This is a genomic window from Shewanella sp. 30m-14, assembly GCF_052977125.1.
The window spans coordinates 185,184-203,739 of sequence record NZ_JBRILW010000003.1 but is presented as its reverse complement, the minus strand read 5'-3'; the positions used below and the strand labels follow the sequence as shown (position 1 = coordinate 203,739).

The window sequence follows — 18,556 nt, the reverse complement described above, 5'->3', positions numbered from 1 at the left end:
TAGTGTTGATAGTATTATTTAATGGTTTTATTTCTGTTGTTGTAAATAGATTTATGGAAAACTTAGAATAGTATTATCGCAGCTGGGCGGGCGGGATAAAGCAAAAAGCCTGCGTTGGTAGAGCACCGCAGGCTTCGATTGTGCGCTTAGGTATTCATTTCGCTATTGCTTACATGCGTGAATCCATCTCACCGATTTTTAAACTCATCAGCTGCTTGCTCCACTGAGCTTTGTCGATGCCCTCTACCCAGAATACGCGGCTATCGCGAGTCTGTCCTTTGCGAAGATAAGTATCTGGCATTCTGAAAATAGCCTGCCATACCTTGACGGTTTCTTTTTTGATTAATGCACCTGAATCGGCGAATAGGCTGATCTCTAACTGAATCATTACATAGTGCTCAGGGCTGTTACTGCTCAGATCGAATGTGAGTCCAAGACGGCCATCGTCATCCCATTGGCTGTTTAACAAGCTGACTTTTACGCCGCTTTTAGCAGTTGATTTTAATAGTTCAGATTGTGCAATAGCATTTGATGTCAGTGTTTCTGTGTTAGCCGGTAGTGTTGTTGGCACAGCTGCCGTTGTTGCTCGCGTTGCATTCTTTGTGGCAGTTGTATTTTCTACTGCGGTTGCGCTTCCTGCTACTGCTGCACTTTTTGCAACCGCTGTACTGTCTGCAATCGCTGCAGCGCCGACAGTTGCTGGTAGAGTGACAGGCACTGCGGTATCAGGCTTTGTTTGACTCTCAAGAATGACATATTCCCAAGTAAAGTCGTCGTTTAGTTTAACCGTGGCGCCATTTTCTAAGGTAACTCTTGTTACTTCTTCAGCTAGAGCTGGGATAGAAAACATTAAGAACGCAATCGAGGCGTAGATTCGCAGGGTTTTATACATGAGTGTTAACCTATTAACTGAGATTGGCTTAGCATAGACAAACTACTAAAGGATTGATACTGCATGAAGTTAGATTTAAACGGTAGAGATTTAAACGTTTCAGAACTTAAGGGTCGCACTAAAAAACTATCCTGCCTCTATGCTGGCTTTATGATCCCTGCGTTGCAACCCTATACTCATGATGAGACTCAAGTATAAGCTCGAACGCATCGCTTGGGGTGAACTGTTGCTTGAGCGGGTGGACGAAATATAAGCGATACAGTACACTCCCTGCAAAATTTAAACAGCAGTTAACTTTATAACATTAAACAATATTATGAGTATGATTGTAGGGACTTTATAAAGAAGGGAATCATGAAAATATTGAATGTTTGTATCATTGCTATTGTTGCGCTGGGATTCGTTTTTGTCGTTATAAATATGGGGATGGGTGCTGTAAAAACGGCGGACTATACAGAGTCATGTGTTCATGTCGATAATGTGTTTTTTAAACAGCATCATTTTTCCGGTAATACACCTTTTACGTCTTTTAAAGCTGGGGAATATCAAGTTAAAGGTGCGATTTTATTTTGCAGAACTTTCAATATGTTTAATTGAATTAGGGGTAAGTAACTCTAGTCCGTTGGGAATAACTTAAACTGAGAAAATGATGCTTTGACGATGTTTGAGCATTATGTTTTACATCGTCTCTAATTTATACATCATCTCTAATTTATACATCGTCTCTAATTTATACATCATCTCTAATTCATACATAGTTTCTAATTTATACATCATCTCTAAGTCATACATAGTCGCTAGCTCTTACATAGAGTAACCGATGCTAAAGACTGCGGACTCTGTTGCCGAGTTATAGCCAGCGCCTAGTATAAGGCGTTTACCTATAACGTAACGCAGGCCGACTTCTGCTCCCCATGTGGTATTTTTATCTGTTTCCCAGACGGGCTCGGCACCGACAATATAAGGGACGATATTGGTGGTTGAAGAATACTCTGTTGTATAGGCCGCGGCACCGCCATAGAGGCTGAGATCACTGGTGAGTGAATAACTGAGGCCAAAGCGCCAGAGGGTGTCACGAGTGTAGGCTTCACCCGGCGGCTCGACGTAAACATCTTCTTTTTTACTCTGGGCATAACCTATGTAATAGCCCCAGTCGGCATAGTCACGGTCATAATGGCGAGGCGCAACGGTGATACCGTACATAGCTTCTGCGGCGGGAATATAGTCTACAGTTATAGCCATTACGGGGGCTGGTTTGAAGGTGTCGTCTTGGCTGTAATCATTTGCCATAGCGTTAAGGCTAAATAAAGCGACTAAGCTGGCTACTAATAATCTAATCATGCTTATCTCTTAAACGTCTGACATAGGATGATGGATTGTTCTCAATCTTTTGTTTACAGTCAACCAACAGTGCTAAAATAGCCGAAATAATAGCGGTTTGTAACAATAGTGTTGAACTAGCTCGATACTGATGTTGGGCTTTGTTTAGATCGATGCTCCGTGTGGGGTCGATCAAAAGTGGAGAGAGATTTTGGATCAGAAATTACGCTCATCGATAGTGGAGTGGCTTACCAAGTTCGGCATTGATGCTCAGCCATCAGATGGTATGTCTAGCGCTATTATGGTGGTTGCATGCTTTATTATCGCTTTTATTGGTTATTTCTTCGTCAAGCGCGGCGTTGTAACCACCATGAATATGGTTATTCTGCGTTCGAAAGCGCATTGGGACGATATTTTCATGCGTCATCAAGTACTCGAGAAGATCGCGATACTGGTTCCCGTTCTTATCTTGAATATTTTGATGCCGCTGGCGTTGAGTGACCATAAAGTAATGAGTAGCTTAAGCGACCGGTTACTCGACGTGATGATTGTGGTATTGCTCGTTCGCGCTATTTATAGCTCGTTAGACGCTGCCAATGAAATCGCTGATTATAATTTAGTGAGTCGTAGATTACCGATTAAGAGCTTTGTGCAGCTGGCTAAATTGTTCATGTTCTTTGTGGCTATCATCATCTCTATTTCAGTGTTAGCAAACCAATCACCTGTTTATTTCTTAAGTGGTTTAGGTGTCGCGACGGGTTTAGTCATGTTGGTATTTAGAGATACCATTTTGGGCTTTGTGGCGGGTATTCAGCTTGCTGCTAACCGTATGGTGAGCCCGGGTGACTGGATCGAAATGGACAACTTTGGAGCCAATGGCACAGTAGAGGAGGTGTCGTTAACCACTGTTAAAGTGCGCAACTTTGACCAGACCCTGACCATGTTACCCGCTTATGCTTTGGTTTCTGGGGCCTTCAGAAACTGGCGTGGCATGTCTGAATCTGGTGGGCGACGGATCAAACGTGCGATACAAATTGACATTCAATCGGTGCGCTTTTTAACTGAAGATGATATGCGTAGCTTAAGCAAGATCAATCATCTTAAAGACTATTTCTCTGCAAAGTCGGCGGAGATCATTACATATAACGCTCATGTACAAGATGCAGACATGTATGTGAATAGCCGTCATCTAACCAACTTAGGTACTTTTAGGGCTTATATCCAAGAGTACTTAACTCAGCACGATAAGCTCCGTAAAGATATGACGCTGATGGTGCGTCAACTGGCACCAACCGAGCTAGGCGTCCCTATCGAGCTTTATGTGTTTACTAACGATACAAGATGGGATTTTTACGAGGGCATTCAGGCCGATATATTTGATCACCTGTTTGCGATATTGCCTGAATTTGGTTTAAGAGTATTCCAAGGCCCGACGGGAGCGGATGTTCGCAGCTTGAAGCATTAATCTTTTCTTGATATTGCGATACATAGTAACAGCCAGGTTTACACTCATCAGTATTAATCCTGGCTGTTTATTTTGTGGCTTACACTGATTGGTATTGGTGAGAAATTAGTTTTCGCGAGTCACCAAAATTGCCGCTAATGCCACAAATACTCCACCGCTAGTTCTATCAAACCAATGCAGTTTATTACTCGACTTCAGTGTTGGCGCGAGCACATTCGCCATGCTGGCGTAGATCATGACAAAGCTAAAATCTACCACGGCCCAAGTTGCAGCAAGTATGGCCAGTTGTGGCCCTTGAGGCGCTGTAATATCGATAAATTGAGGGAACAATGCGGCAAAAAACAGCAGATCTTTGGGGTTGCTAATGCCCACCAAAAAGGCCTGTTTAAATAGCTGTTTTGGCGTGCCTTTACCTTGGGTTGTCTTAAGCTCTAAGCCTTTACCATCGCCCTTGGTGAGCAGTAATTTAATCCCAAGAAGCAGAAGATAAGCTGCGCCACACCATTTTAATATCGTAAAGCCGTATTCAGTCGCGCTTAACAGGGCGCCTAAGCCGGCAGCTGACGCCATCATTAATATCAATGCCGAAGTGACGCTGCCAAATGCAGTGGCTATGCTGCGACTCTTACCATAGTGAATGCCGTGACCCATAGACAATACAGCCATGGTGCCAGGAGACACGGCAATCAACAATATGGCAAACAGGTAGAGTAACCAGGTATCAAAGCTCATAGATTTTATACAATTTTAAATGACTGGCAGCACTATAGCCGCCAGACATTATTTAGGCAAACACCTAAGGATTATAGTCGGGGATAGCCTTAGGGTGACGGCCTTGAATTGAGCGGTAAAAGTCGACGATTTCGTTCATATCTTGTCGAATGTTGCCTGTTGGTGTTTTGCCTTCGGCAATCACGACTGTCTTGCTACCGAAATCGAGTCCGACGGTTATGATCGGTACTTGAGCTTTATTGGCGATATGATAAAAACCAGTTTTCCAGCGAGATACTGGGCTACGGGTGCCCTCTGGAGCCAAAGCTAGACGGAAATTGGGATTGGCTTGAAATAACTCGGCTACGGCATCGACCATATTGTTACTTTGACGTCTGTCGACGGGGGTGCCACCAATAGCACGAAAAAACCAGCCCCACGGTGGGATAAACAGTTGATGCTTACCTAAGAAGTTGATTTGTACGCCTAGTGCGCCACGGGCGATAACCCCAATGATGAAGTCCCAGTTGCTGGTATGCGGTGCGACAATCGCAATAAATTGCTTATCTTTTGGCAGCTCGCCGGATATTTTCCAGCCGATGAGTTTTAGCAGCCCTTTCCAAAATAATTGAAACATATAACGAAAACCTTCCGGCCTTTTTTTAGAGTATTGATGTTTTCTGCCGCTTTAGCCAATCATTAGCTATGATTGGCGGCAAGACGTCAGATGGATATTTGGGTATAGTACACCTAATAAAGCCCGATCGGAGAGTGGCAATGTTTAAAAAAGGAATCAGTGTCTTATTGTTGTGTTTGGCCTTTAATGCCAACGCTGTGCCAACGGATGATATTGCGAGTATTTTGGCTGAACAACAGGCTGCATGGAATCGCGGTGACTTGGATGCTTACATGCAAGGCTATTGGAATAACGACAAAATGCGTTTTGTGTCGAATGGCAAATTTAGCTACGGCTGGGATAAAACCTTAGCGGCATACAAGAAGCATTATCCAGACAAGGCGGCTTTAGGCGCACTCACTTTTACGATTAAAGAAACCAAGATGCTAAGTAACTATGCGGCGATCGTTGTCGGACGCTGGTCACTAGAGCGAGCTAAAGATAACCCTAATGGTGTGTTTACTTTGCTGGTTGAAAAAATCGATGATCGCTGGGTGATCACTCATGACCACACATCGGATTGAGCCTGCTAGACTAAAACTGTCATTAGCTAACCTCTCGCTGAGCGAGCAAACTTTTAGACTGCAAAGCTTGATATTGATAGCTTTAACAAAAGTAAGGAGTTTATATGGCGTTTATATTACCTGCGGCCTTACTGGTTATAGGCTCACTCTTTTTGATTGGGCATGCTGTGATAGATGAGCGTAAAGTAAAAGATTAATACCGGAGACGCTCATCTTACTATTGCTTGAACTCGCTCTAAGGTGAGTACAATATCAGATGAGCTCAATATTCGGCTCGCAAAAAAGCCAGCTTAACTTGCTGGCGCTATAACGAACTCATCCCTACCTAAGTTTCGCCCCTTGCCATCATACCTCACTTCAGTGAAATGTATCTTGCCCTGTTTGTCTTTTAAAATAATGCTGGTCGAGCGAGTACCATACTCTTCATGCTGAATGTAGATTGATGATAAGTGGCGTTCCCACTCTACACTCACGCCTGTTGCCGGTAACTCTGCATCGGGCGCTTGGGTATTGTCGGTCATTATATTGAGTAAGGCGTCGATATCGGGCGTGGTGTGATTGCTAATGTGCTGTTCTATTGCTTGAGTGCCCCGAGCCATCTTAGGCCAAATGTCATCTAGCGCACCATTACTGATGGAGTGAAATCCGCGGCTGAGAGTAGTCAGCGTTTGACTGCGACTATCGAAGCATTGCAACAGGTGTTCGTCGCCAAAGAGCAAATTGAATGGATTGTAGAAGCGACTGTAATCCTGCAACCAGCGTTGATCTATACCATCAGCCTCAAGGGCTTTTAGCACCAGTTCACCCCGGCTTTTCATGTTATTTTGGTTAAGTTCTGGCGCGCGAATATTGGTGAGGCCGGCAACCTTACCTTGCTGGTTTACTCCAAGCCAGGTGCCACCGGCTTCGAGATCTTTTCCGGCTAGCAGTTTATGTGACTGATTTAATGCGGGCCAGAAATGAGCGGGTTCGGTTGGCCGATAGTGAAACTCATCGCGATTCGCGCAGATGATTAATGGGAATTCGGGGTGGGTTTGCAGGGCTACAAATAGAATGCACATAAACAAAGCTCAAATCTAAGTCATGGATACAGGTTAATGCCCATGACTTAGAAAAGCTAGCGACTAGAGGTTTAGAACCTAAAGTCTAATGTCTAAAGCCTAGTGATGATGTTTGTGGTTATGCTTCTTTTTATGGCCATGGTTATGCGCATGACTATTGTTATGTTCTTGTGCATCAGAGTGCGCATGCTTGTCTGAATGTGCGTGCCCGTGAGCGTGAACATGGGCATGTGATTTAGGCTTAAGTAGCATTAATCGACTCAAGAACTTACGTGGCCCAAGGCGAAGCAAACTGGTTGCAAACAAGATAGCCACTATGATTAAGCAGATATTGTTTAGCGTGGCAGGCAGATGAACCAGGGCTTGCCATTTAGGGTGTAATAACTCAATTGCACCTAGCAAGGTGATCAGTAGCGCAAATAAGCTGGCCTTTTGCGTCCAATTCATCAATTTTAGCTGAGCTAAATTAAATATTGGCGCGGCGATTAATGGCAGCATAACCGCTGTGGTCGTCCAGCCACTGTAGGCTAACGATAAAGATAATACCGCAGCACCTAAATTACAGAAGCGCATAGGTAAAAATACCAATAACAGCACAATAACCTGTACTAGCGGGCTCGATAATGGCACTGCAGGGTGACCAATTAGATTGGCTAACACTAGGCTCAATAGGATCCATGGCGCACTGCGGTCAACTAAGTGTGCGAAGCCAAAGCGCCACGCTGAAGCGGGAAGGTGGTCATGGGGATCCGTCGGCTCAACATTGCAGCGTGTCAATTGCCAGCCAATAATCAGTACCGAGATTGCTTGTAATAACGCAAATGTTGGTCCTAAAAGTAAGCCGGTAATGATAATGGCTTCAGGGCCAAGTAATCGTTGTAACCAGAGACGGCTTAACTGCTGATCATGAGGCGTGAGTCCATAATGAAAGCGCAGACTCGCCACCGCGTAAGCCAGTAATAACACTGGGGCTATCGTCAGCATCCAGTCGAGCAGGTGTTCTGTTGTATGACTATGGTGATGATGCTCGTGACCGCCTGAATCTACCATTAGCAGTAGTACCAGTAAAACGATACCCAACAAGCTGCCGATACCAGCCTGATATTCGTATTTGCCTTGCTTGTCAGTGTCGGGTGAGCCGTGAGGCTGATGCAGCACCACATGCAAGATTGAGCCTGTTACAAAGGCTTGTAAGTAAACTGTATTTTCTAGGCTTAACTGCGACAGTAGTTGTTCACCAGCAAAATAGCCTACACAGGTAAGTAGCATCATGGCAGCTAATACCACCATTGCCCAGCGACTGCCGACTTGTGGTTTGAGTAACCACCAGATCGCAACGCCTACAGGTAATCTATGTAGAATAATGCCGAGTGCTAGCAAGATGGAGTTGCCCTCTTGCTGGGCTAAGATCATCGCGCCACCATCTGTGATGGTATGCAGCAATAGGCCGCCAATACCTAGAATTAAGGTGAGATTGTGGGTCACTTCTGAATAGCGGTGGAACAGACGCTCGCTGAGAGTGGGCCCCCACATGCCGATAACGACAAATACAATGGCCAGAAATCCGCCATGTTCTAATAGCTCAGGAAGAATATGGATCAGCACTAAGCCGCCCAGAGACACGAATATAAATCCGTCTAGGCCTTTTTGTAATCCATTGCCTGCCGAAAAGAATCGATAAAACAGCGGACCTAATAATAGTGCGATACAGCTAGCTAAGAGATACAGCATTGAGTTCCAAATTAAACCGGCAGCACGGAAAAAACGCCATAGTATACCAGTGTTGTGGCGAATTAGCAGAGTGCAATGTTGAATTTACATTGATACTCAGTCGCAACTAATTCAAGTTAATTGTGAATTTATGTGGTGTTGTTTGGCTGCTATTTGTTAAGTTGTCGGTTAAACACTATAGAATATTATATTTTACAGCGAATAGAATTATTTACTTATGGATACTTTCTCTGCGGCAGTCATGTTATTTCTTATTATGGACCCTTTAGGTAATTTACCTATTTTTGCGTCGATATTACGTCATATTGAACCTAAAAAGCGCCGTGGCGTGTTGATCCGTGAGTTGCTATTTGCGCTGGTGATCATGATGTTATTTCTGTTCGCCGGGGAAGCTATCCTTAACTTTCTGAATTTACGCACTGAGTCGGTGAGTATTGCAGGCGGTATTATTCTCTTCTTAATCGCGATTCGGATGATTTTCCCTCAACCCGGTGGCGTGGTTGGTCTGGCGGCAGGTGAAGAGCCTTTTATTGTACCCATGGCTATCCCATTAATGGCTGGCCCTTCTGTGTTAGCCGCATTGATTTTACTGGCGCACACGGACAATGAGCGCATGCTCGATTGGACTATCGCACTGGTATCTGCTTGGGGCGTAAGTGCGGTGATTTTGCTGTTCTATAAAGCGTTCACTAAAGTCTTAGGTGAAAAAGGCCTAACTGCTGTCGAGCGTCTTATGGGGATGGTACTGGTGATGATCTCGGTGCAGATGTTCCTCGACGGTGTCGCTAATTACATTAGTCACACCGGGCAGTAAGCTGATTGGCAAACGCGCATCTACCACTGGTGGGCAGTCAGTTAAGTCTCGCTATCAATGACTGACAATAATGATTTCAGTTTTTGGATCGTGAACTAAGGTTAAACGGGCTTGCAGAACAAATTTTAGCCTGTAATACTCTGGATATAATATTCAAAAATAACAATAACTCATGCTAAATTGCCTGCTACTGTGTATCGCCAGTCTTTCCTCACTCGATTCTCCCGATTATCAAAACCTGCTGCCGTATCAGGGTACGCCAAGCTCGATGGAGCAGCGCGATAATAAGGGGAATCTGGCCATAGGCTCTGTTTATACCGACCAGGGTGCCTGGCATGGCTTTCACTTGCCCGACAATGCGGATTACTACGCGAGTTTTACTGGGCCCTTGTTTATCGCGCAAGAGTACAGTTTGCATCTGAGTGATAGTTTGCAGCGCTTGCAGCTTATTAATCTAGATAAAGACGAGTTTATTGCCTTTGAAAGTGCCAATAAGGTTGAGATTTACAGTAAGCCTGATGGTCTAGTGCAGTCTTTTACTTGGTCTGATCTGCAGGTGAATTTAAGCCTGAGTTATAGCGATAATCGCACAGCAGTGATCCATACTGAGTTAATCAACCTGTCTCATCAGCCGCAACACTGGCAGTTGGTGTGGCATGGCGCGCCCTTCACCTCACATCCTTCATTGCCTGATTACAGCTTGATAAAGCAGACGCTAGCCGGGGAAAACCATATTCGATGGCAACTTAATCCGATCATGGAAACTTGGCAAATTCAGTTAGCTGATGCCGAGTATGATCTTTGGTTTGATCGCGATATGAAGATTAATCTTAACGAGAAATCCGGTTATCGCGCCATCGCCAAGCCAATTGCCATAGAGGCGGGCCAGCAGCATACCTTCGTATCGGCGCAGCGTTATTTTCATACTCAAGCCGAGCGCACAGCACATAAGGAACCCGACTGGGCCCTGATTGATACCCAGCTTGCGAGCAATCGCGGTCAGTGGCAATCAAGACTCGATAACGTTATTCAAGGTGGTGATAAAAGTGCTCGCCAACTGGGCGTGAAAAGCATGCTGACCTTGCTGCATAACTGGCGTAGCCCAGCAGGAGCGCTTGCCCATGATGCGATTACCCCATCGATTACTTATAAATGGTTTAACGGTGTATGGGCCTGGGATACCTGGAAGCAGGCGGTTGCCTTAGCCCGATTCGATACTGAGTTGGCGAAATCGAATGTACTCGCCATGTTTGATTATCAATTTACGGCGCAAGATCCGTTAAGACCACAAGATGCAGGCAATCTGCCTGACGCCATTTTTTACAATAAAGATGCTCAGCGTGGTGGTGGTGGAGGCAACTGGAACGAGCGTAATGGTAAGCCGCCATTGGCCGCGTGGGCGGTGTGGCAGATCTACGAGCAAGATAAGGATGTGGGCTTTCTCACGACCATGTATCCCAAATTGGTGGCGTATCATGAATGGTGGTATCGCAACCGTGACAACAACGATAACGGTTTAGCCGAGTACGGCGCTAATCTGCATCCAATGCACCTCAATGAAGATGGCTCTATTAATGCGGAAGCTGTTATTGAAGCGGCTGCGTGGGAGTCGGGAATGGATAACGCGCCACGATTTGATGTGGATGGTGCATTAACTGTGTGGCAAAACCATAGTGCAGGTCAATTAGTAGGTTATTCGGTATCACAGGAGTCGGTTGATCTTAATGCTTATCTGTATGCTGAGAAACGTTTTTTGCAGCAGATGGCTGAGGCATTGGGTAATGGTGATACCAAGAAGTGGGATGTGGAGGCGACGAGGTTAGCCAAGCAGATCCAGATGCAGATGTATGATCCTGAATCAGGGTTTTTCTATGATATTCGTTATTTTGCAACAGGCAGCGAATTGATGATAGAGCAAGGTAAGGGCGTTGAAGGCTGGCTTCCCCTTTGGGCTGGGGCTGCAAGTGATGCCCAGGCCAAGATTATTGTTGAACGTCATCTTGGGGCTGCGCAATTTGGCACCTTGATTCCATTTCCAACAGTGAGTGCCGACAGTCCTAGCTTTGCTGCTGCAAAGTATTGGCGCGGACCAGTGTGGTTAGATCAGGCATTATTTGGCTTGCAAGGGATTGAGCGTTACGGTTATCACTCGCAAGCTCAGGCGCTTGCAACACAATTGGTGATGCAGGGAGAGGGGATTTTGGGCCAGAGTCCGATTCGGGAAAATTACAACCCACTCACAGGTGAGGGGTTGCACTGCACTAATTTTAGTTGGTCAGCTTCTGTACTATTGCTTATTTATCAATCATGGTTGACCGATGTGAATAATAATTAATCACAATGTTTTTGCTGCTAACTCAATGAAAATTAGTCGATAATCCTATTTTTAATAAATTGACCACCTAAATATATCAATCTGACTGTTAATGTATTGCTGTTGTTGTTATTGTTTTGTGATTCAGCAGTGTTGGGTGGTCTATGAAAGTCTCTGTTTTTGTCTTTATTTTTCTTAGTGTTGTTTTGGTATCGGCCTGCAATAGTCGCTCTCACGAGATACAACAGCAGTCGATTATTACCGACTCCCATAGCGATGTTCCTCGCAAGCAAGCCTTGTGCAGCTCTATGTCACCCATTCACGATACCAGTAAATTACAGGCTAACCTTAAAGAGCGTGGCTTGATTACTGAGCAGATGACTGAGGCTGAAGCGCAAGAGGCGGTAAACGAATATATCCGCAAGCGTCAAAAGGCATTCAAAGACTGTAAAAAAGGAAGTCAGTAGTATGAATAAATTGCTTAAAACTAAATTGTTCACAGTATTTTTGGGTGCATTCATTTCATTTTCTCCTATCGCTCTGGCAGCTCCGGTGACATCGGGTACGACTGCTGATGCCAACATTATCAATAAAGAGCAGGTGCTATATTGGCTGGTTAAACGCGGAGAGATTTCTGCTGACGCAACTGAAGCTGAAAAACAGCAAGCGATAGAGGCGTTTACTAAACGAGCTGGTGGGGTGAAGAAAATCCCATTGATCCAAGCACAACAGCAATTTAAACGACTTGAGCGGGCTAAACAGCGGGCGAAGTTAGCTAGCAATTCATCACCCTTGGTGAAGAGTTTTAATGATAAAACGGTCAAAGTGCTTACCGTACTTATCGATTTCCCAGATCTTCCCCATAACGACAATGGCTTAACCAGTAGTGATACTCAGATGTTCTATAACGATTATTCGGTCGAACATTATCGCTCATTATTATTTTCTGAAACGGGTTATGACGGTCCTCAAGGGCAAACCTTGATGACAGGGTATCAATACTATCAAGCCGAATCGGGTGGCAGTTTTTTCTTTACCGGTGATGTAAAGGGCTGGTATCGAGCGGATAATAATGCGGCTGTTTATGGCGGTAACGATCCCAATGATAATGATAACGACATCGCGGTGTCTGATTTAGTCAAAGAAGCTGTTACTGCTGCGGTTGCTGGTATGAGTGATGCTGAATTAGCTCGCTATGATATCGAAGATCCTTTTGACTTAAACAATAACGGTGTAACAAATGAAGCCGATGGCATTATCGACCATGTGATGATTTTCCACTCGAGCATTGGTGAAGAAGCGGGTGGAGGGATGTTGGGCGCCGATGCTATCTGGTCCCATCGCTCGTTTGTCGATGGGGGCAGTTATATGTTACCTGGAACAGCCATTAAGCTTTCGGGCTATACCATTCAGCCCATTGATGCGGCACTGGGTGTATGTGTGCATGAATTTGGCCATGACCTAGGCTTGCCTGACGAGTATGACACGACGCAGCTCGGTAAAGGGGCTCCGGTAGGGTTTTGGTCGCTCATGGCGGGAGGGAGTTGGGCCGGTTCGCTTGCTGGCTCAATGCCATCAGGCTTTAGCCCTTATGCGCGTTCTTACCTACAGAGTATCTATGGCGGTAATTGGGTTACTGAGCAAATTGTGCCCCTCGATTCTATTGCCGATACTGGGTTAGATATTAATCTTGTAGAGGCGGTCAACCATGAGCAGGTCAACCAAATCTCAATTCCAATCCCTGCTGTGGATGTTGAGTTTAAACAGCCATATAGCGGCTCGTATCAGTACTATTCAGATCAAGGCGATATGATTAATCATGCCATGTCATTCGATGTTGAATTACCCGCTGCCACGCCACTTGTATTATCGATGCAAGCACATTGGAGCATTGAGCAAGATTATGATTACGCGCAGCTGCTGGTCGATGGTGTACCTATAGCTGGTCAGTACACTAAGGCGAGTAACTCGAAGAATAATGAACGCAATATTATTACCGGTAAATCCAGCGATTTAGCTGGCGCCGAAGGCGCAGATGCTTGGGTTAACCTGCTGTTTGATTTGAGTCCTTATGCTGGCCGAGATGTACGTCTCTCGGTGCGATATGTGACGGATCAGGCCGTGGGTGACTATGGCATAGTGATCGATGATATCGACATCATGCTCGATAACACCGATACGATATTTTTTAATGGTGGTGAGTTAGAGGCTGATATTGCCTATGCAGGGTTTGCCAGAGTAAGTAATAAGCGTCCAGGTAAAGACAGGCGTTACATTGTTCAGCTAAGAAGCCAGCAAGGTATTGATAAAGGTCTTAAATCTAAATCTTATGATCCTGGGGTTGTATTATGGTTTGAAAACCAAGAGTACATTAACAATGAAGTGAGCAACCACCCCGGCTATAGCTTGATTAGTGTGGTCGATGCTGATCAAAACTTAATTGGCAGCAATGATTCGAGCGTTCAAGTCAGAGATGCAGCTTTTAGCTTATTTAACCAGTCGAGCTACCTTAACGATGAACACCTTGGGGCGGCTAAGTTATTCGATGATGCCAATGATTACAGTGCGCCACTGCAAAAGGAGTCTGGCACTGTGTTACCGGAATTGGGCTTAACCATGGAGGTGATGACTCAATCTGGCAATAGCAGTAATGCGATGGTGCAGTTTAGGTATACCAGCCAAACGCCAGCAGACTCACAAGAGCTCAACAGCAGTATTAGTTATAGCTTACAAGGTCGAGAAGCAAGCTTCTCCGCCAATGCGAGTGGTGGTGATGGCAATTATACTTACGCATGGGATTTTGGTACCACTGATGGCACCAGTAGTCAGGCTTCACCCAGCTACACCTACGCAACTGATGGTAATTACCTCATCACGGTAACCGTAACAGATGGTAATGGCATAAGTTTTACCAATAACACCAACCTTGTTGTGGGGTCAGCGATAGAGGTGGGCTTCACTCAAACCACATCTAACTTATTAGTGAGCTTCATCAATCAGTCGACAGGCGGTAATGGTGACTTGAGTTACCTTTGGGACTTTGGCGATGGCAATACCAGCGCTGCTCAATCTCCTAGTTACACTTATGGCGTAGCAGGTAGCTATACCGTTCAGTTAACGGTGACAGACAGTATGGGGCAAACAGCGCAAAAGAGTGAACTCATTACGGTGGCAGCTGCAGTTATTGAGCCTGCGGGCTCGTCTGGAGGTGGAAGTTTAGGTTGGTTGTCGCTGGTAATGCTTGCTCTACTGGGTGTGTATCGTCGCCAATAACAGCATGACTCGCTGGCATAAAACAGATCGTTTTCTATGCCAGCGATAGCGCTAAAGTTTAGCGATGGCTGCTTGAGCGGCGGGTAAGAAAACCTCGCTCACCACCAATTGTTCGGTTTCATGTTGAAAGTAGCGACGGCGCCCCCACAACTCTTCACTGACATCTTGTTGCAGTGATTTTGCCAGTTTAGCTATTTTGCTGCAGGCTTCAAAATGCGCCACTTCAATTCTGCCTGGAGTAAACTCATCGGTTGAATAGAGTAATTCGCCCAATGGTCTGCCGCCTAAGCCTAGAAAATCTTGTTGTTTTTTCTCTAGTAATCGCCCAGGGATTAGGGTTCTCGCAAAAATCCACGGGATCCCATCTAAAACGAGTAACACCTCTCTAATCCACATGCTTTCGTTGCCAAAGGCCTCTTCTACAGGGGGAATTAGGGTGTCCTCTCCAAGAACTCGGACTTCAAAGTGAGTGCATTGCTTTTTTAGTTTTTGCGTTAAGCTACAAGTGCTTAATAGCCAGTCCTTAAAAGGTGGCGTAGGTAAATTGGCGATTTGTTCTGGTGAAAACCATTGGATTGATTCACCATAAGGGAAGCTTAGCCTAGTCACAGTCATCAAATTCTCGGTACAATACAGCAAACCGAAGCAGTCTAGCATGCCCATGCCGTTGCAGGTAGAGGTTGTCGACTCAGAGTGATTAGCTCGGCATGTAACAACATGGAATGAGACTCGGTCTCATCGAATATCGACTAGGGAGTAAGTTTGAAGATGAACAAAATAATAGCCGTACTACTCGTGGCGCTCTGCAGCAGCTTTAGTGCTGTGGCAGCCGACAATAAGCCGCTAGAAGAGTACGCTTACTATGGCTTCGAACCTGAGATAGTGACTAACTATATTTCCAATAGAAAGAAGTTGGGCTATGTCAGACTAAGTGTCGAATTAATGGTTAAAAAACCAGAACAACTGGTTAGTTTAGAGAGGCATGATCCTCTGTTAAGAGCTGCGATTGTTGAGATCTTAGGCAACCAGACTGAAGACAAGGTGAAGTCTTTAACGGGTAAGGAAGAGATCCGTCGTCAATGCTACGAGAAAGTGAATCAACTTCTGGAACAAGAAACGGGTAGTCCTCTGGTAGTAAACTTACTGTTTACTAAATACCTTTATGATTAATAAGATTAATTTTCAATGCAAACATTTGTAGTGTTTGCTCTTTTACAGGTGCTGGCGCGTTAAAACATGAGTCATAAAACTAAATCTTCAACTCAAGAGCGCAAGGCGAGTAAGCCTTCAGCACCCAAGCGAAAAGTAGCCTCTACATCGCCACATTCAAAGCCTGCGACTAAGGGGCAGAAAACTGCGATTGTTAAGGGGCAAACGACTAAGTCGCTGCATCCGCGAAATGTGCACAACCAGGGCTATGACTTTCCAGCTTTGATCGCAGCCTTTGCAGCGTTAAAACCGTTTGTTAAGCCTAATCCCTACGGTAATCTATCGATAGACTTTGCCGATCCACAAGCGGTTAAAATGCTCAATTCCGCGCTGTTGAAATTGCATTATGGCGTTGATAACTGGGATATACCAACTGGCTTTTTATGCCCGCCGATCCCTGGTCGTGCCGATTACATTCACTATGTGGCAGATCTACTCGCGGTTAAGAAATCCAGTAAGAAACAAGTACCTAAAGGGCCGAGAGTTAAGGTGTTAGATATCGGTACCGGTGCCAACGTTATCTATCCATTATTGGGGATCCAGTCTTATGGATGGAACTTTGTGGGCAGTGATGTGGATCCGCTTTCGATAACGAATGCACAAACAATATTTGCTCATAATCCAGAGATCAGTGATCACTTTGGTGCACGCCTACAAACAAATCCAAAACAGGTTTTTTGTGGTGTGATCCAAGCCGATGACCGTTTCGATCTGACCTTATGTAACCCACCGTTTCATGCCTCTTTGGCCGAGGCGAATGAAGGTACAGCTCGTAAAATTAAAAACTTAACGGCAAATAGAGCTAAATCAGTAAAACTTGCTGCGGATAAACCTAAAGCGATCGCGGATAGGTCGAACACAGTACTGAACTTTGGCGGGCAAAAAGCTGAGTTATGGTGTGAGGGCGGTGAGCAGCAGTTTTTACAAGTGATGATTAGCGAGAGTCGAGATTTTGCCAATCAATGCTTATGGTTTACCACCTTGGTGTCTAAAAAAGAAAACTTGAAACCGGCGATGGCCTTACTTGAAAAAGTACAAGCCGATGAGGTGAAAGAGATCGAGATGCATCAGGGAAATAAAATTACTCGAGTGTTAGCTTGGACTTTCCTTAAACCTGAACAAAGAGAGTTGTGGCAACAGTTTCGTGATGCGCAGTAGTAACCTTTCAGAAGGTGGTCAGGTTTAATCGCTAAATAAGCACCTGAGATACTTCAAAAATATCAAAAGCTATCCTAGACTGATAAAGGGATAAATCTACTGGCGCTACGGGATTCTATTGTGAACTTCAAACTGGAAAACCTACTTGTTGAGCTAGAACTCTATCTGCAAAAGCCTGAAGTGAGAGCTTCTCGTGCTGAGCTGGAGCGTTTGCTGAGTGATGATTTTCTAGAGTTTGCAGCCAGCGGCTATAGCTTTGGCAAAGCGGAAGTGCTTGCTAGATTGCCCGATGAACGTATGCCATTGATTGAAACTAGCCAATTTGCAGTGATAGAGTTGGCGCCTGATGTTTGTCAGGTAACCTATCGAGCTACATTAAAAAAAGCTGATGAGAATGTCATCAGCTTTTCAATTCGCAGTTCTATCTGGCGAAAAAATCGAGATTTATGGCAAATGGTATTTCATCAAGGTACCCAATGTAAGCCGTTCTAGTTTATTACTGGCCATTCCAGAGTAACTTACCGCAATCTGTTAAGTCATATCCCCCAAGCGTAGCTGCGAGTTGTTGGGTTTGTGGCTCAGCTAATAAGTTGAAAAGTCTTTGCAGCTGGCGTCTAAAGTAGATCCCCTGCGGCATGACAAAATCAAAAGACTCTGTGACGAGTGGCACAAAACTCAAGCCACTTTCAAGTGCCACCGACTGACAGCCAAAACCGATATCGGCATTGTTACGAGCAATATAACCCGCTAACTCTCGTTCACTCTGTGCCACAATACTTGAATTTAGCTCTTCAAATGAAGCACCTTGCTTCATCAGCCATTGTTCAAGGTGTTGTTGACTACCGGCTCCCGCTTGGCGAGCGACCCAACGCCAAGACTGTTGGGACACTTTGTCCAACTCCTGACAGCGGTGATGCATGTCTGGACGCATCATTAAGCCCTGTTTACGGGTATAGCCGTGCACCATGACCCATTGCTGGTGGTTAGCGTAACCCTGTAACAAAGCAGGGTGGCGAACACTACGCTCTTCAACACTGCCCCAGTGCAGAGTACACACATCGGCATAACCTCGTGAAAGCAAGTCTAAACCTAAGCGTGAACCAGTAGAGCTGTAACTGATGAGCTCGGTTTTACCCACCTGTGACATCATTCTAGCGACCAACATTGACAAGAGTGGGTCATCGCTACCTGTGATGTGCATACGATCAGATAGCATGCCGCTGTGGCATGAATCCATCACCCATCTATCGATTAAGATCTTTGGAAATAGCCATTTACCCGTTATTTTAGTCGCGGGAAGAATGCGGTCGTTGGCCATTGAGTAGACTTTCTTCTCATTGAGATCTAGGTACTCAGATACCTGTTTGGCACTCATATAGATCAGGTCAGTCGGCTCGGTCATGATTAA

The 18,556-nt window shown here is 45.1% G+C and carries 18 protein-coding genes; 10 read left to right on the top strand and 8 right to left on the bottom strand.

Translation table 11 applies throughout. From position 1 onward, the window contains the following. Window positions 1-169: 169 nt before the first annotated feature. Window positions 170-892: a DUF3157 family protein gene (locus ACVBIU_RS03825; protein WP_447159119.1), complete on the bottom strand. Its 723-nt coding sequence runs from the start codon at window positions 890-892 to the stop codon at window positions 170-172. A gap of 354 nt (window positions 893-1,246) precedes the next feature. On the opposite strand from ACVBIU_RS03825, the gene ACVBIU_RS03820 reads away from it, so the two are divergent. Then, window positions 1,247-1,489, top strand: a complete 243-nt coding sequence (locus ACVBIU_RS03820; RefSeq protein WP_447163116.1) for a hypothetical protein — start codon at window positions 1,247-1,249, stop codon at window positions 1,487-1,489. Between the two features lie 207 nt (window positions 1,490-1,696). Here ACVBIU_RS03820 and ACVBIU_RS03815 read toward each other — a convergent pair whose 3' ends face one another. After that, on the bottom strand, window positions 1,697-2,233 hold the full coding sequence (locus ACVBIU_RS03815; protein WP_447163115.1) for a TonB-dependent receptor: 537 nt from the start codon (window positions 2,231-2,233) through the stop codon (window positions 1,697-1,699). A 190-nt stretch (window positions 2,234-2,423) separates the two neighbouring features. Between ACVBIU_RS03815 and ACVBIU_RS03810 the strand changes: the two genes are divergently transcribed. After that, entirely contained in the window at window positions 2,424-3,677 is a 1,254-nt protein-coding gene (locus ACVBIU_RS03810; RefSeq protein WP_447159116.1) for a mechanosensitive ion channel family protein, read from the top strand. 105 nt (window positions 3,678-3,782) lie between these two features. On the opposite strand, the gene ACVBIU_RS03805 is transcribed toward ACVBIU_RS03810, so the two are convergent. After that, window positions 3,783-4,409: a LysE family translocator gene (locus ACVBIU_RS03805; protein WP_447159115.1), complete on the bottom strand. Its 627-nt coding sequence runs from the start codon at window positions 4,407-4,409 to the stop codon at window positions 3,783-3,785. 64 nt (window positions 4,410-4,473) lie between these two features. Then, window positions 4,474-5,025, bottom strand: a complete 552-nt coding sequence (locus ACVBIU_RS03800; protein ID WP_447159114.1) for a lysophospholipid acyltransferase family protein — start codon at window positions 5,023-5,025, stop codon at window positions 4,474-4,476. A gap of 140 nt (window positions 5,026-5,165) precedes the next feature. Between ACVBIU_RS03800 and ACVBIU_RS03795 the strand changes: the two genes are divergently transcribed. After that, window positions 5,166-5,588, top strand: coding sequence for a YybH family protein (locus ACVBIU_RS03795; RefSeq protein WP_447159113.1), 423 nt, complete (start codon window positions 5,166-5,168; stop codon window positions 5,586-5,588). Between the two features lie 290 nt (window positions 5,589-5,878). On the opposite strand, the gene ACVBIU_RS03790 is transcribed toward ACVBIU_RS03795, so the two are convergent. Both ACVBIU_RS03790 and ACVBIU_RS03785 read right to left on the bottom strand, forming a co-directional pair. Continuing rightward, complete coding sequence (locus tag ACVBIU_RS03790) at window positions 5,879-6,649, bottom strand: NRDE family protein (protein WP_447163114.1); 771 nt, start codon at window positions 6,647-6,649, stop codon at window positions 5,879-5,881. 99 nt (window positions 6,650-6,748) lie between these two features. Next, window positions 6,749-8,380, bottom strand: coding sequence for a metal transporter (locus tag ACVBIU_RS03785; RefSeq protein WP_447163113.1), 1,632 nt, complete (start codon window positions 8,378-8,380; stop codon window positions 6,749-6,751). 217 nt (window positions 8,381-8,597) lie between these two features. On the opposite strand from ACVBIU_RS03785, the gene ACVBIU_RS03780 reads away from it, so the two are divergent. The 4 genes from ACVBIU_RS03780 (at window position 8,598) to ACVBIU_RS03765 (ending at window position 14,781) form a co-directional block, all read left to right on the top strand. Continuing rightward, window positions 8,598-9,194: a YhgN family NAAT transporter gene (locus tag ACVBIU_RS03780; RefSeq protein WP_447159110.1), complete on the top strand. Its 597-nt coding sequence runs from the start codon at window positions 8,598-8,600 to the stop codon at window positions 9,192-9,194. 172 nt (window positions 9,195-9,366) lie between these two features. After that, window positions 9,367-11,529 carry an MGH1-like glycoside hydrolase domain-containing protein gene (locus ACVBIU_RS03775; RefSeq protein ID WP_447163112.1) on the top strand — a complete coding sequence of 721 codons (2,163 nt, stop codon included), beginning with the start codon at window positions 9,367-9,369 and terminating at the stop codon, window positions 11,527-11,529. 143 nt (window positions 11,530-11,672) lie between these two features. Continuing rightward, entirely contained in the window at window positions 11,673-11,975 is a 303-nt protein-coding gene (locus ACVBIU_RS03770; protein ID WP_447159108.1) for a hypothetical protein, read from the top strand. 1 nt (window position 11,976) lies between these two features. Continuing rightward, window positions 11,977-14,781, top strand: coding sequence for an immune inhibitor A domain-containing protein (locus ACVBIU_RS03765; RefSeq protein ID WP_447163111.1), 2,805 nt, complete (start codon window positions 11,977-11,979; stop codon window positions 14,779-14,781). A gap of 51 nt (window positions 14,782-14,832) precedes the next feature. Here the strand turns inward: ACVBIU_RS03765 and ACVBIU_RS03760 are convergent, their stop codons facing one another. Next, window positions 14,833-15,396 (bottom strand): chorismate--pyruvate lyase family protein, encoded by a 564-nt coding sequence (locus ACVBIU_RS03760; protein ID WP_447159106.1) that lies wholly within the window; start codon window positions 15,394-15,396, stop codon window positions 14,833-14,835. Window positions 15,397-15,549: 153 nt separating this feature from the next. On the opposite strand from ACVBIU_RS03760, the gene ACVBIU_RS03755 reads away from it, so the two are divergent. The 3 genes from ACVBIU_RS03755 (at window position 15,550) to ACVBIU_RS03745 (ending at window position 17,640) form a co-directional block, all read left to right on the top strand. Beyond that, on the top strand, window positions 15,550-15,951 hold the full coding sequence (locus ACVBIU_RS03755) for a flagellar basal body-associated protein FliL (RefSeq protein ID WP_447159105.1): 402 nt from the start codon (window positions 15,550-15,552) through the stop codon (window positions 15,949-15,951). 66 nt (window positions 15,952-16,017) lie between these two features. Continuing rightward, window positions 16,018-17,148 carry a 23S rRNA (adenine(1618)-N(6))-methyltransferase RlmF gene (rlmF, locus tag ACVBIU_RS03750; RefSeq protein ID WP_447163110.1) on the top strand — a complete coding sequence of 377 codons (1,131 nt, stop codon included), beginning with the start codon at window positions 16,018-16,020 and terminating at the stop codon, window positions 17,146-17,148. Between the two features lie 120 nt (window positions 17,149-17,268). After that, window positions 17,269-17,640, top strand: coding sequence for a nuclear transport factor 2 family protein (locus ACVBIU_RS03745; protein ID WP_447163109.1), 372 nt, complete (start codon window positions 17,269-17,271; stop codon window positions 17,638-17,640). Window positions 17,641-17,644: 4 nt separating this feature from the next. On the opposite strand, the gene ACVBIU_RS03740 is transcribed toward ACVBIU_RS03745, so the two are convergent. After that, window positions 17,645-18,550, bottom strand: coding sequence for a substrate-binding domain-containing protein (locus ACVBIU_RS03740; protein ID WP_447159102.1), 906 nt, complete (start codon window positions 18,548-18,550; stop codon window positions 17,645-17,647). Window positions 18,551-18,556: the final 6 nt, after the last annotated feature.